Origin of the sequence: Prauserella sp. PE36 (assembly GCF_003311655.1) — a bacterium.
Taxonomy (GTDB): domain Bacteria; phylum Actinomycetota; class Actinomycetes; order Mycobacteriales; family Pseudonocardiaceae; genus Prauserella_A; species Prauserella_A endophytica.
Genome location: NZ_QEQT01000029.1, coordinates 106,646 through 119,501, shown reverse-complemented (window position 1 = coordinate 119,501; position 12,856 = coordinate 106,646). Strand labels below are relative to the sequence as shown.

Genomic DNA, 12,856 nt, shown 5'->3' with positions numbered 1-12,856 from the left:
AAAATGGTACATAATGGGATGCGTACCGGCCAACCGACGAGACCCCTAAGGGGATGCCGCAAAACCGATGAACAACATCGCCGCCCGCCTTCGTGTCCGCCGTGCCGAGAACCGGACCCGCCGAGCGATCAACCGCGCGATCGACAACGCCGCGACCGCGACCATGCGCCAGGAGCTCATCGCCATCGCGCAGACACGCCCCCGCTACGAGCGCTCACCGCGCGTGTGACCTGAATTACAATCAACCCAGGGTGTAACGCCGGCGAAGGCGCTGTCGATACCCCCCATGACCCCGTGATGCTGGCGGACCCCCGACCTGGCAGCATCACGGGGTTTCCATTTTTCCGGCCTCTTTTTTTGCCGTTATTATTGACATAGTCAACGAAGTTGTTGAGGTGGTCAATGAATACCGACCCGGAGCGGATCGCCGGTGTCCGCGCCTTCAACCGGCTCTACACGCGGGTGATCGGGGTCCTCGACGAGGGGCTCGTCGGGTCGGACTTCTCGCTCAGCGAGGCCCGCGTGCTCTACGAGCTCGCCCAGCAGGACGTCCACGACGTGCCGGAGCTGCGCAAGCGCCTCGATCTCGACGCGGGCTACGCCAGCAGGCTGCTCGCGAAACTCGAGGGCAAGGGGCTGCTCGTGCGCGAGCGCTCCGAGAGCGACGCCCGCAGGCAGACCGTCGGCCTCACCGAACTGGGCCGCAAGAAGCAGGCCACCCTGGAGCAGAACACCGACACCCAGATCGGGGAGCTGCTCGGCAGGCTCACCGAGGCCGACCAGCGCCGCCTGCTCGCCGCGATGGGCACCATCACGAGGCTGCTCGGCGAGCATCGCGCCGATCCCACGCTGGTGCTACGGCCGCCGAGGGCCGGCGACTACGGCTGGGTGGTGCAGCGGCACGGCGAGCTCTACGCCCAGGAGTACGGCTTCACCGCCTCCTTCGAGGGGCTCGTTGCCGGGATCGTCGCGGAGTACGTCGGGGCCGAGGGCACCGCACGGCAGGCCGGCTGGATCGCCGAACTGGACGGCGAGCCGGTCGGATCGGTCTTCTGCGTCGAAGGCAGTGACGCGGACACGGCCAAGCTGCGCCTGCTGCTGGTGGAGCCGAGCGCGCGGGGGCACGGAGTCGGCAAGCGGCTGGTCGCCGAGTGCGTCGAGTTCGCCCGCCGCTCCGGCTACCGCTCGATGGAGCTGTGGACACAGAGCAACCTCACCGCGGCACGCGCGATCTACCGGCAAGCGGGCTTCGAACTGGAAAGCGCCGAGGAGCACCGAAGCTGGGGGCAGGACCTCGTCTCCGAGGTCTGGCGCACGAGGCTAGGGCGGGCCTGATGGCTCTTTCCGTCGCGAGCAGCGGGAAGGGAACCAGCAGGCGCGTCCGCCCTACCGGCCCAGCGTGTAGAACTCCGGGTTCGGCTTCAGCGCGGTGAGGTGGGCCAGCCGGTTCGACATCGCGAACAGCGCGGTGATCGAGCCGACGTCCCAGATCTCGTCGTCGGTCAGCCCGGCCTCACGCGCCGCCGCGAGGTGCCGCTCCCCGAACTTCGCCGAGTCGTGCGCCAGCGCGAGGGCGAGGTCGACGATCGCCCGGCCGCGTTCGTCGAGCTCCACCTGCCACGGGTTGCTGGACACGCGGTCGGCCAGCTCCGGGTCCTTCGAACGGATCCGCAGGATGGCGCCGTGGGCCACCACGCAGTACGTGCAGTGGTTGGCGCCCGACGTCGCCACCACCACGAGCTCCCGTTCCGCCTTGCTCAGTCCTTCGGCGCGGTTCATCAGCGCGTCGTGGTAGTCGAGGAACGCCCGCAGCTCGTCAGGCCTGCGCGCGAGCGCGCGGAAGATGTTCGGCACGAAGCCCGACTTCTCGGCGATCGCGCCGATGCGCTCGCGCAGGTCCTCCGGCAGCTCCTCCGGTTCGACGACGCCGAACCTGCTCACCTGCTCGCTCATGGATGTCACGCTAGCCGTGTCGATTTCCGTTGTCCTCGTTCGTCTGCCGGGTGACCGTCGACAAGCATCGAGATTGAGGAGGCACCATGCCCCGTTACGTCGGATTCATCCGCAATGCCGAGGACTCGCACGCCGGACTGAGCCCTGACGAGGCGCAGCGCACGCTCGAGGCGTACCTCGCCTGGAGCGACGACCTCGAGAAGGAGGGCAGGCTCGTCATCAGCAGCGGGCTGTCCCACAGCCAGAGCCGTGTCGTACGGGTCACCGACGGAGTGCTCGCGTCAGCCGACGGCCCGCACACCGAGGCGACCGAGGTCGTCGGCGGCTTCATCGTGATCGAGGCGGACGACCTCGACCAGGCGGCGAAGCTGTTCGGCACCCACCCGCACCTGCGGTTCGGGCCGATCGAGGTGCGCAAGCTCGGCGAGAACGGCTGCGAGGCCTGAGCATGGGCGGGCCGGCCGGCGTGGTGGAGCATCTGTTCCGGCACAGCGCCGGACAGATCGTCGCCACGCTGGCCCGCACGCTCGGGCCCGCGAGGCTCGACCTCGCCGAGGAGGCTGTGGCCGACGCGATCGAGCAGGCATTGCGTACGTGGCCCCACGACGGCGTGCCGAGGAACCCGCGCGGCTGGCTGTTCCGGGCGGCTCGCAACCGGGCCCTCGACGTGCTTCGCCGCGAGCAGACCTTGCGGGCGAAGCTGCCGCTGCTCGCCGCGCTCGACCCGGAGACCGAGCGGAGCGGCGACGCCGAGCTGGCGATGATCCTGCTGTGCTGCCATCCGGATCTGCCGCAGACCTCGCAGGTGGCGCTCACGCTCAAGACCGTCGGCGGGCTCGGGGTGAACGAGATCGCCTCGGCGCTGCTGACCAAACCGGCGACCGTCGCGCAGCGGCTCGCAAGGGCGAAGCGGTGGCTGCGCGGCGCGGGACCGCTCGAACTCCCGCCGCCCGAGGAGCTGCCCGGGCGCGTCGACAGCGTGCTCTCCGTGCTGTACCTGCTGTTCACCGAGGGGTACGACGCGACGAGCGGCGACGAGGCCGTGCGCGGTGAGCTCTGCGGCGAGGCGATCCGGCTCGGCAGGCTGCTGCTCGCCGACCCGCGCACCGACCTGCCGGACGCGCGGGCGCTCGTCGGCCTGTTGCTGTTGCAGGCGAGCAGACTGCCCGCGCGCGTGGACGACGCCGGAGACGTGCTGCTGCTCGCGGAACAGGACCGCTCGAAGTGGGATCACGCGATGATCGCCGAGGGCACCCGGACCTTCGGCGCCGCCTGCACGGGCACGGAACTCACGGCCTACCACGTGGAGGCCGCGATCGCGCTGTGTCACGTCGCGGGCGACACCGACTGGCCGAGGATCCTGAGCCTCTACGAGCGGCTCGTGGAACTGCGCCCCTCGCCGGTCGTCCGGCTCAACCGGGCCATCGCGCTGGCGATGGTGCGCGGACCGAGGGCCGGGATCACGGAGCTGGAACGCCTCCAACAAGATCCCCGCCTCGCCGGGTACCGGCTGCTGCCCGCCGCGCTGGGCGAGTTGTGGTTCCGGGCGGGGGAGCCCGGCAGGGCCGCCGCGTGCTACCGCGCGGCACTGGCGCTGCCGGGCTCCGAACCACAGCGCAGACTGCTGCGCCGCCGGCTCGCCGACTGCGTTCCCTCCGGTCAGTGAGTCGCGGCGATCGGGCGCAGGTCCTTGTCGTGCTCGTCGACGTGGTAGTCGGCGTCCACCGTGGTGTCGGTGCCGTTGAAAACCCTCAGCCGCCGCGCGATCACCGTCACCACCACGGCCACGAGCAGGTTGGCGACCAGCGCCACGATGCCGACGTAGATCTGCACCGTCGAGCCCGCGAACGGCTGCCAGCCGAAGATGTTCAGCTTGTCCAGCGCGAGGGCCGACCCACCGAAATGCGCCTTGCCCGTTGCGGGGTTCGGGATGTTGTAGAGCAGGATCAGGCCCCAGCCGAGTCCGGCGATCCAGCCCGCGACGAGGCCCCACCGGTGCAGCCAGCGCGTGTAGAGCGCGATCGCCACAGAGGGCAGGGTCTGCAGGATGATCACCCCGCCGATCAGCTGCAGGTCGATGGAGAACTGCGGGTCGATGAACACGATGCACGCCACCGCGCCGAACTTCACCACCAGCGACGCGAGCTTGGCCTGCCTGGCCTCCTCGGCGTGGGTGGCGTCGCGCTTGAGGAACTCCTTGTAGATGTTGCGCGTCCACAGGTTCGCCGCCGCGATCGACATGATCGCCGCGGGCACCAGCGCGCCGATCCCGATCGCGGCGAAGGCGATGCCGGCGAACCACGCGGGGAACTGGTCGTCGAACAGCTTCGGCACGATGGTGTTCGTGTCCGGGTTGCCGGTCGCCTGGTTGGTGATCGCCTCGGTGCCGGCCGCGATGGCGGCGAAACCGAGCAGGGCCAGCATGCCGAGCAGCAGCGAGTAGGCCGGCAGCGCGGACATGTTGCGCTTGAGCACGTCGCGGCCGCGCGAGGCGAGCACGCCCGTCACCGAGTGCGGGTAGAGGAACAGCGCGAGTGCGGAGCCCAGCGCCAGCGTCGCGTACTGCAGTTGGTTGTCGGAGTTCAGCAGCAGGCCGTCGGTCGCCGACTCCGTCGCGGCGAACTTCTCCTCGGCGGAGCTGAAGATCGTGTCCCAGCCGCCCAGCTTGATCGGCAGGTAGATCACGGCCACGAGGATGACGACGTAGATCAGCAGGTCCTTGACGAACGCGATGAGGGCGGGCGCCCGCAGACCCGACTGGTAGGTGTAGACGGCGAGGATGAGGAAGGCGATCAGCAGCGGTAGGTGGCCGAGGAAGCCACCCGCGTTGAACCCCATCGTCCGCAGCACCGCCTCGAGCCCCACGAGCTGTAGCGCGATGTAGGGCATGGTCGCCACGATGCCGGTGATCGCGATCAAGGTCGCCAGCAGCGGCGAGCCGTAGCGGCCGCGTACGAAGTCGGCGGGTGTGACGTACCCGCGGGCTCTCGACACCGACCACAGGCGCAGCAGCGGGAGGAACACCAGCGGGTAGGCGAGGACCGTGTACGGCAGCGCGAAGAAGCCCATCGCCCCGGCCCCGAAGAGCAGCGCGGGCACGGCGACGAACGTGTACGCGGTGTAGAGGTCACCGCCGATCAGGAACCACGTGATCCACGACCCGAACTTGCGGCCGCCGAGTCCCCATTCGTCCAGGTGGTCCAGCGTCGAACCGGCCCGCCACCGCGACGCCAGGAAACCGAGGACGGTGACCAGCAGGAACAACGCGCTGAAGACGACCAGCTCCGGCCACTGCAGGTCGTTCATCGCGCGTTCCCCTCGTCGAGGTCGTCGACGTCGGCGGGCTCGCTTGGTGGCGCGGTTGCCGGCTTGTGCCTCGTCCCGAGGTACACGAGCGTGGTGCAGGCGACCCCGATGGCGATGCCGACGAACTGGAACCAGTAGAAAAAGGGCATTCCGAACAAGGCGGGGTCCTCCCGGTTGTACAGGGGAGTCAGGAGGATCCAGAACGGAATGATCAACAGGAGGTTCCACGGACTGAACCGCAGCCCGGAGCCCCTGTTCCCGGTTTGTGCTGCCACAGGAATTCACCAGCTCTCGTGATGACTTGTGGATAACCCACGGGTAATGCGGCGTTGACCTTAAGTCGTTCGTGTCGCCCCTCGGTAGGGTCTTCACCGATGTCGAGACATGGGCGAGTGCTTTCCGCGGCCGTGCTGGTGGCCGCCGTGACGCTGTCGGCGTGCGCCAGCGAGGTGGCGGGCACGCCCAGACCCGCTGAGCCGGCGGAAGCGGCACCGCCACAGGCGACCGTCACCACCGCCCCGCGGCCTTCGGAGCAGGCGCCCGAGCCGGCGGGCATCGGCGAGTGCGTGGCGGGAAACGACCCCGCCCCAGTGGACTGCGCGCAGCCGCACACGGTCGAGATCACCAAGGCGGGCACGTTCGGCAGCGGCATGCCGGGGGAGTCGCCCGACAAGGAGACGGTGTTCGCCGAGGTGTTCCCTGAGTGCAGGCAGGCGGCGGCCGAATACCTCGGCAGCGACTCCTACGACGCGACGACGCTCGGCGCGTGGCTGCTGTGGGCGGGCAAGGAGGACTGGAAGGCGGGCGACCGCTGGTACCGCTGCGGGGTCGCGCAGCTCGACGGGGAAGGTCAGGCGCGGTCTCGCACCGGCTCCGTTCGCGGCATCCTCGCGGACGAGCGCGGGCACGAGTTCCAGAGCTGCTCGTCGGTGCGGCCGTCGCAGGAGCTGCCGCAGCAGGTGCCCTGCGACGGGCCGCACACCGGCGAGGCGATCGGCACGGTCCGCATGGGCGGCTCCAGCGACGCCTTTCCCAGCGACGAGCAGTTCAACGCCGCGGCGGCGCCCGCGTGCCGGCAGGCGCTGCGGGAGTACCTCGGCACCACGCGCGACGACGTCGCCGCCTCGTGGCGGTGGCCGGATCAGGTGAACTGGCGGAATGGCTTCACCAACGTCACGTGCTACGCCGAGACCCAGGATCCGGTGACCAGACCACTTCGCGGCATCGGTTCGGCGCCTCTGCCCCGGTAGAACACAAAGGACCAACGAACGATCGGTTGCCCGTCGCGCGCGGCCAAGATCTAATGTCGGCCGGTACACGACAGCTGAGGGGCAATCCGATATGAGAACACTTCGCCTCGCCGTGGCCGTTCCCGCGCTCGCAGCCTCGTTGCTGGCCGGGACGACGCCTGCGGCCGGTGCACAGGACGACGTGGTCGAGATCCCGGCGCGCTACACCGAGCAGCGGCTCGACTGGCACGTCTGCGCACCCGACGAGCTGTCGTCGCCCCCACCGGAGGGCGCGAAGGACATCGAGTGCGCCACGTTCCTCGCGCCGCGCGACTGGGACAACCCGGCGGAGGGCACCGACATCACGGTGGCGGTCAGCAGGCTGAAGGCGACCGACGGCCCGGCGACGGCCAGCGTCCTGACCAACCCGGGAGGCCCCGGCGCGCCGGGCCGGACGTTCCCCGCGCGGCTGCGAGATCAGGACCGGCTGCGCGCCCACCAGGAGATCATCGGCCTCGACCCGCGCGGCACGGGCAAGAGCACGAACATCACGTGCGGCGGCGCGATCGGCACGGGCAGCGCGCTCGACCCGAGGGACCGCAGCAGGGAGAACCTCGACCTGATCCTCGACGGCACGCGGTACGCCGCGGAGTCGTGCCAGGTGAAGTCGGGCGAGCTGGGCCCGCTGATCAACACGTACCAGACCATCCACGACATCGACCTGCTGCGCACGCTGCTCGGCCGCGACAAGATCAACTGGGTCGGCTACTCGGCGGGGACCTGGCTGGGGGCGCACTACGCGCAGCGGTTCCCCGAGCACACCGGCCGCTTCGTGCTCGACTCGGCGACGGAGTTCACCACCACGTGGCAGGAGTCGTTCGACTGGCAGCCGCTGGGCTTCGAGCGCCGCTGGCGCGAGGACTTCCTGCCGTGGATGGCGAAGTACGACTCGCTTTATCACTTCGGCACCACCGGCGAGGCCGTGCGCCAGACCTACGAGGAGGTGCGGGCCGCGCTCGCCGAGCAGCCGGTGGACTTCGAGGGCCAGCCGCTCGGGCCGAACGAGCTGGACTCGGCGATCGCCTCGCAGCTCTACGACAAGGCGTCCTTCCCCGATCTGGCCGACTACCTGGTGAGCGTGCGGACGCTCGCCGGGGACGGGGCCACCGACGCCGAGCAGGCGGCGGCGCTCGAGAAGGTCGCGGCGTACGTGCCCGACGCCGAGGTGATCGGCCCGCAGCCGCTGATCGTGCCCGGCGAGTACGCCGACGCCTACGACGCCAGCTTCTGGACCATCCCCTGCAACGAGGGCAGGTGGTACGGCAACCGGCACAGCGTGGTGCGGCAGTCGGAGGAGCTCGGGCAGGAGTACCCGCTGCTCGGCTGGGGCTGGCTCGTGCAGCCGTGCATCTTCTGGGAGAACCGGCCGATGAAGCTGCCGGAACTCGACGGTGAGGGCGTGCCGCCGGTGCTCATCGTGCAGTCGGAGCACGACCCGGCGACGCCGATCGAGGGCGCAAGGCGGGCGCACGAGGCGTTCGAGGGCTCGCGGATGCTGACGATCACCGACGAGGGCGATCACGGCATCTACGCGGGCGGCAACGCCTGCGCGGACGACGTGGTCGAGGACTACCTCGTGGACGGTGTCGTGCCAGAGGACAGGTCGTGTCCCGGCATGCCCCTTCCAGTGCCGCCGGGCGCCTGACGCACCCGGTCCCGCTTCGTCGAGGGGGTGTCCTCGTCCTCGAGGGCACCCCCGAAGACTGTGATGAGCGTGGCGCCGAGAGCGACGACCATCATGGCCAGGCCTGCGGAGAACATGCTGACCTCCTCGCTCGCTCGAAATGTGATCCCGGTCACTCTCTAGGACGTCTCGGCTGCCCTTCTCGTTTCGTGGGCGCGCGTTGCACTTCGGTCTCGGGCCGGGGGCATCCACAGCCTGTGCACAGAGTTGTCCACAGGCTGTGTGCAAATCAGCGAGCGGTATTAGTATCGGAGCCGTGGTTCGAGTGCCGTTGACCGAAGCAGAGCGGGCCCGCGGCGAGCGGCTGGGGGCCGCGCTGCGCGAGGCAAGGGGCGTCCGGAGCATGGTCGAGGTCGCCGCACAGGCCGGGATCTCCGTCGAGACGCTGCGCAAGATCGAGACCGGACGCATCCCCACGCCCGCGTTCTTCACGGTCGTCGCCGTGGCCGACGCCGTGAAGCTCTCGCTGGACGCGCTGCGAGGCATCGTGGAGGACGGCGAGGCCGGCACCCTGCCACGAGTCTCCTGACCTCACGGAGCACGGTCCGACATCGCCGGATCTCCCCGGTTCCGTTGACGCGGTGATCGGGCTACGTTACCGGGCATGTCTCACGAGGTCGGGCACGAAGACGTTAAGGACGTACCGGTCGGCTGGCGAGCCAGGCTCCGGCAGGTGGGCCCTGGCGTCATGGCCGCCGCGACGGGGGTTGGCGCCGGTGACCTGGTCGCCACCATGGTCGCGGGTTCGCGCTACGGCTACACCCTGCTCTGGGCGGTCATCGTCGGCGCGATCTTCAAGATCGCCCTGGCCGAGGCGGTCGGCCGCTGGCACCTCACGTCGGGGCGGACGATGCTCTCCGGCTGGCGCACGCTCGGCAAGTGGGTGCTCGTCTACTTCGGCGCGTACGCGATCGTGTGGGGCTTCGTCTACGGCGCCACGGCGATGTCCGCCTCCGGCCTGCCGCTCAACGCCCTCTTCCCCGGCGTCCCGCTGCGCGTGTGGGCGATCGTCTGTGGACTACTCGGGCTCGCACTGGTCTGGTTCGGCCGTTACGCGGTGATCGAGAAGATCATGACGGTCTTCGTCGGGATCATGTTCGTCACCGTCGTGGGCACCGCGATCCTGGTGACGCCCAACCTGCTCGACGCGGTGGAGGGTTTCGTCCCGCGCCTGCCGAGCGGCTCGTTCGTCTACGCCCTCGGCCTGATCGGCGGCGTCGGCGGCACGATCACGATGGCCGCCTACGGCTACTGGACCATGGCGAAGGGCTGGCGCTCGTCGAAGTGGCTCCCGATGATGCGGCTCGACAACACGGTCGGCTACGTCACCACGGCCATCTTCGTCGTCGCGATGCTCATCGTCGGCGCGGAGCTGCTGATGGGCACCGACGTCGTCTCGGGCGACGAGGGCCTGCTCATGCTCGGCGACGTGCTGGCCCAGGACTACGGCCAGTGGGCGAGGATCCCGTTCCTGATCGGCTTCTTCGCGGTGTCGTTCACGTCGCTCATCGGCGTGTGGAACGGCGTGAGCCTGCTCTTCGCCGACTGGTGGCGTACCTGGCGGCTGCCGCGCGACACCGTCGAGACCGTGGAGGACTACGACCGCAAGGCAGGCCAGCGCAGCCCCGCGTTCCGCACCTACGTGCTGTGGCTGACGTTCCCGCCGATGCTGCTGCTCTTCCTCGACCGGCCGTTCCAGCTGACCGTGGCCTACGGCGCGCTGGGCGCGCTGTTCATGCCGTTCCTCGCGGGCACGCTACTGGTGCTGCTCAACTCCAGCCGGGTGCCGCGCGAGGGCCGTTCGCGCTGGCTGTCCAACGCCCTGCTGGTCATCTGCCTCGCGCTGTTCGCCTACCTCGCCGTCGACGAGCTCATCGGCCTCTTCCAGGACGATTAGGACTCACCTGGCACTCACCGCAGGACGCACCACGCGATGAGCGCCCCCGTCACCAGCACGGTGACCAGGCCGAGCGGGGCGGCGGCGAGCACCCACACCCCCACGGCGCCGAGGTCGGGCCCGCGCACCACCTGAGCGACGAGGCGGACGGGGGCCTGACCGAACGGTGTGTCCGTGATCCCGGGCGCGTCGTAGTCGACGGGTGGCCGGGTGGCCGTGCGCAGCACCGCCGCCGCGGCGAGCGGGATCGCGAGCCACGCGGCGCCCGCGAGCGGCGAGCCGAGCAGCAGTGTCCCGGCGAGCACCACGAGTCCCCACGCCAGCGCGAGCACAGCAAACACCACGGCGTGCCAGGCGCGCAGCGCCACGTCCGAGGCGTCGAGCCACCGGCGCAGGCCGGGTGAGCGCCACAGCTGCCCGATCCCTCCGCCGAACGGCAGCAGCGCGGCGAACGCACCGATCCCGACGAGCACGGCGTCGGGCAGACCCGGCAACGCGACGTGGGCGAGCGCGACGACGACGCCGAGCAGCAGCGCGGGCACCGCGAACCGAAGGCGCCCCAACACGCCGACGAGAGCGAGCGCCACGAGCGAGCGCACCGGCCTTCCCGGCACCGGACCGGCGGAGGGCAACATCATGGTCGGGTCGAGGAAGGTCACCGACACCAGCCGCACCACGCGCGCGGCCCAGCCGTCGACGAGCCGCTGCCGTCCCGCCGAGACCGCGACCGGCAGCCGCAGCGGCGGCCCGACTCCCGCGGCTAGCGGCAGCACCACAAGGCTCCCGACGCCGAGCAGTCCGATCCCGGTCCACCACGTCCACGATGGAACCCCGGCCGCCGCCGCCAGCAACGCGCCGACGTAACCGAGCACGAGCAGCCGTGCCGACCAGACCGTCCACACGCGACCGCTGACGAGCCGCACCCGGTCGTGGCCGGTGAAGTCGAGCCAGGTGAGCACGGCGGGCTCGGCCCACAGGAACGAGCGGCCGAGCAGCGACCCGAGCCCGAGCGCGACGAGCGCGGCGAACAGACCCAGCAGCGCCGGGGCGGGCACCGCCGATCCGGCGAAGAGCACCGCGCGCCACCAGTCGAGCTGGAAGAACGTCGTCACCAGCCAGCCGAGCGCGAACAGCGCGACGAACGTCGGGGTGTCACCGCTGAAAACCCCGCCGAGCCGGGCCCGGCCGGGCACCCTGACCCGCGTGGCCGTCGCCGTCACACCAGGTCCACGACGTGGTCGGCCGAGGACAGCAGCGGCGGGTGGTGCGTCGCGAGCACCACGGCTGCGCCCGAGGACACCGCCCGGGCCACCAGCGTGGTGAGCCACTCCTTGCCGTCGGCGTCGAGCGCCCGCTCGGGCTCGTCGAGCAGCAGCACCTCGAACGGGCGTGCGGTGGCGCCGAGCAGCAGGAGCCTGCGCCGCTGACCGGCCGAGAACCGGCCCGCGGTCACGGTGGCGCGCTCCTCGAGCCCGGCGTCGGCCAGCAGCTCGTCGTGGTCCAGCTCCACGCCGAACGACCCCGCCACAAGGTCGAGGTGCTGCACGGGCGTCAGCTCGGCGAAGAAGTCCGAGTCGTCGAGCAGCGCCGAGACGCGGCGGCGGAAGCCGCGGTCCCGCTCGTCCGGTGCCCCACCGAGGACCGTGACCGCGCCCTCGGTGGGCTCCTGCATGCCGTAGAAGCACCGCAGCAGTGTCGACTTGCCGCTGCCGTTCGGCCCGACCAGCGCGAGGCACTCGCCGGGCCGGACTTCGCAGTCGAGTCCCCGGAAGAGCCAGTGCTCCCCGGCCAGCACGCCGAGATGCTCGCCGGTGATCAACGCAGCAGCGGGATCACGGGCGCCAGCGCGTCGAGGTGGGCCTCCATCACGGTGACGTAGCTGATGCCGTAGGCCTTGCGCTGGGCCAGCAGCTGCTCGGCGATCTCCTCGGCCGTGCCCACCAGCACGATCGGCAGCGCGGCCAGCTCCTCGACGGTGCGGTCGGGCGCGTAGGCGCGGATCGCGTCGAGCGTGGCCGCGCGGTCGTCGGTCACCTCCGCGTGCTGGATGAGCAGGTTGAGCTCCAGGTCGGCGAAACGCTCCCCGGCTTCCTTGCGCACGAACTCGACCCGCTCGGCCAGCTCCTCCGGGCCCGCGACCGTGGCCGACGTGCCGTCGCGGTCGAAGCCGATACCGGTGAAGCCGACGATGTCGGCCTCGCGGGCGGCCATGCGGAGCATGCGGTCGCGGTGGCCGCCGAGCAGCAGCGGCGGGTGGGGCTCCTGCGCGGGGCGGGGCTGCCCGTCGGCGAAGAGCCGCCGCAACTCGGCGAGGGTGTGTTCGAGGTGGTCGAGCCGTTCACGCGGGCCGGGGAAGGGCAGGCCGGCGGCGTCGAACTCGGCCTTGACGTAACCGGTGCCGAGGCCCAGCTCCAGCCTGCCCTCGACGAGCTGGTCGGTGCCGGCTGCGTCGCGCGCGAGCAGGACCGGGTTGTAGAAGCCGGCGTTGAGCACGAACGGGCACAGCCGCACGCGTTCGGTCGCCTCGGCGGCCGACACGATCGCCGGGAACGGCGCCGGCATGCCGAGGTGATCGGCGACGCCGATGACGTCGTAGCCGAGGTCCTCCGCCTTGCGGCACTTGTCCACCCAGTCGGACCGGCTACCCGAAACCATCATGTTCACGCCGAAGCGGAACGCTCGCTCTGTAGTAGAGGTCACGCCCCGACGTTACCGAAAAAGCCCCCA

The 12,856-nt window shown here is 70.4% G+C and carries 14 protein-coding genes; 8 read left to right on the top strand and 6 right to left on the bottom strand.

Annotation, left to right across the window (positions count from 1 at the left end; translation table 11 throughout):
• Nucleotides 1-67: 67 nt before the first annotated feature.
• Entirely contained in the window at nt 68-229 is a 162-nt protein-coding gene (locus DI005_RS38455) for a hypothetical protein (RefSeq protein ID WP_199542446.1), read from the top strand.
• A 173-nt stretch (nt 230-402) separates the two neighbouring features.
• The gene (locus DI005_RS02060; RefSeq protein WP_113641091.1) at nt 403-1,335 is read left to right on the top strand and encodes a helix-turn-helix domain-containing GNAT family N-acetyltransferase; all 933 of its coding nucleotides are present in this window, start codon (nt 403-405) and stop codon (nt 1,333-1,335) included.
• Nucleotides 1,336-1,386: 51 nt separating this feature from the next.
• Here the strand turns inward: DI005_RS02060 and DI005_RS02055 are convergent, their stop codons facing one another.
• Nucleotides 1,387-1,953, bottom strand: a complete 567-nt coding sequence (locus DI005_RS02055) for a peroxidase-related enzyme (protein ID WP_112265710.1) — start codon at nt 1,951-1,953, stop codon at nt 1,387-1,389.
• Nucleotides 1,954-2,039: 86 nt separating this feature from the next.
• Between DI005_RS02055 and DI005_RS02050 the strand changes: the two genes are divergently transcribed.
• Both DI005_RS02050 and DI005_RS02045 read left to right on the top strand, forming a co-directional pair.
• The gene (locus DI005_RS02050) at nt 2,040-2,399 is read left to right on the top strand and encodes a YciI family protein (protein ID WP_113641090.1); all 360 of its coding nucleotides are present in this window, start codon (nt 2,040-2,042) and stop codon (nt 2,397-2,399) included.
• A 2-nt stretch (nt 2,400-2,401) separates the two neighbouring features.
• Complete coding sequence (locus DI005_RS02045; protein ID WP_113641089.1) at nt 2,402-3,619, top strand: RNA polymerase sigma factor; 1,218 nt, start codon at nt 2,402-2,404, stop codon at nt 3,617-3,619.
• Here the strand turns inward: DI005_RS02045 and mctP are convergent.
• Both mctP and DI005_RS02035 read right to left on the bottom strand, forming a co-directional pair.
• Nucleotides 3,613-5,259: a monocarboxylate uptake permease MctP gene (gene mctP / locus DI005_RS02040; RefSeq protein WP_113641088.1), complete on the bottom strand. Its 1,647-nt coding sequence runs from the start codon at nt 5,257-5,259 to the stop codon at nt 3,613-3,615. The two genes, DI005_RS02045 and mctP, sit on opposite strands and share 7 nt — an antisense overlap.
• On the bottom strand, nt 5,256-5,474 hold the full coding sequence (locus tag DI005_RS02035) for a DUF3311 domain-containing protein (RefSeq protein ID WP_369973552.1): 219 nt from the start codon (nt 5,472-5,474) through the stop codon (nt 5,256-5,258). The genes mctP and DI005_RS02035 overlap by 4 nt, the downstream gene beginning before the upstream one ends.
• A 159-nt stretch (nt 5,475-5,633) precedes the next feature.
• Here DI005_RS02035 and DI005_RS02030 point away from each other — a divergent pair, with 159 nt between their 5' ends.
• From DI005_RS02030 to DI005_RS02015, 4 genes are all read left to right on the top strand, one after another.
• On the top strand, nt 5,634-6,509 hold the full coding sequence (locus tag DI005_RS02030) for a septum formation family protein (RefSeq protein WP_113641087.1): 876 nt from the start codon (nt 5,634-5,636) through the stop codon (nt 6,507-6,509).
• A 91-nt stretch (nt 6,510-6,600) separates the two neighbouring features.
• Nucleotides 6,601-8,193, top strand: coding sequence for an alpha/beta hydrolase (locus DI005_RS02025; protein ID WP_113641086.1), 1,593 nt, complete (start codon nt 6,601-6,603; stop codon nt 8,191-8,193).
• 295 nt (nt 8,194-8,488) lie between these two features.
• A complete protein-coding gene (locus tag DI005_RS02020) occupies nt 8,489-8,761 on the top strand; it encodes a helix-turn-helix domain-containing protein (RefSeq protein WP_113641085.1) in 273 nt (90 codons plus the stop codon).
• 75 nt (nt 8,762-8,836) lie between these two features.
• Entirely contained in the window at nt 8,837-10,129 is a 1,293-nt protein-coding gene (locus tag DI005_RS02015; protein ID WP_112265726.1) for an Nramp family divalent metal transporter, read from the top strand.
• Nucleotides 10,130-10,143: 14 nt separating this feature from the next.
• On the opposite strand, the gene DI005_RS02010 is transcribed toward DI005_RS02015, so the two are convergent.
• Genes DI005_RS02010 through DI005_RS02000 form a run of 3 tightly spaced genes read right to left on the bottom strand, consistent with a single transcriptional unit; the run spans nt 10,144 to nt 12,829 of the window.
• Nucleotides 10,144-11,349 (bottom strand): DUF6297 family protein, encoded by a 1,206-nt coding sequence (locus DI005_RS02010; protein ID WP_113641084.1) that lies wholly within the window; start codon nt 11,347-11,349, stop codon nt 10,144-10,146.
• On the bottom strand, nt 11,346-11,948 hold the full coding sequence (locus tag DI005_RS02005) for an ABC transporter ATP-binding protein (RefSeq protein WP_112265730.1): 603 nt from the start codon (nt 11,946-11,948) through the stop codon (nt 11,346-11,348). The genes DI005_RS02010 and DI005_RS02005 overlap by 4 nt, the downstream gene beginning before the upstream one ends.
• Complete coding sequence (locus tag DI005_RS02000; RefSeq protein ID WP_113641083.1) at nt 11,945-12,829, bottom strand: LLM class F420-dependent oxidoreductase; 885 nt, start codon at nt 12,827-12,829, stop codon at nt 11,945-11,947. The genes DI005_RS02005 and DI005_RS02000 overlap by 4 nt, the downstream gene beginning before the upstream one ends.
• Between the last annotated feature and the right edge of the window lie 27 nt (nt 12,830-12,856).

Bases quoted from the DNA above. Each gene is read 5' to 3' on its own strand.
- DI005_RS02045 (WP_113641089.1), top strand. From the start codon at position 2,402: ATGGGCGGGCCGGCCGGCGTGGTGGAGCATCTGTTCCGGCACAGCGCC.
- DI005_RS02055 (WP_112265710.1), bottom strand. From the start codon at position 1,953: ATGAGCGAGCAGGTGAGCAGGTTCGGCGTCGTCGAACCGGAGGAGCTG.
- DI005_RS38455 (WP_199542446.1), top strand. From the start codon at position 68: ATGAACAACATCGCCGCCCGCCTTCGTGTCCGCCGTGCCGAGAACCGG.
- DI005_RS02030 (WP_113641087.1), top strand. From the start codon at position 5,634: ATGTCGAGACATGGGCGAGTGCTTTCCGCGGCCGTGCTGGTGGCCGCC.
- mctP (WP_113641088.1), bottom strand. From the start codon at position 5,259: ATGAACGACCTGCAGTGGCCGGAGCTGGTCGTCTTCAGCGCGTTGTTC.
- DI005_RS02015 (WP_112265726.1), top strand. From the start codon at position 8,837: ATGTCTCACGAGGTCGGGCACGAAGACGTTAAGGACGTACCGGTCGGC.
- DI005_RS02060 (WP_113641091.1), top strand. From the start codon at position 403: ATGAATACCGACCCGGAGCGGATCGCCGGTGTCCGCGCCTTCAACCGG.
- DI005_RS02025 (WP_113641086.1), top strand. From the start codon at position 6,601: ATGAGAACACTTCGCCTCGCCGTGGCCGTTCCCGCGCTCGCAGCCTCG.
- DI005_RS02050 (WP_113641090.1), top strand. From the start codon at position 2,040: ATGCCCCGTTACGTCGGATTCATCCGCAATGCCGAGGACTCGCACGCC.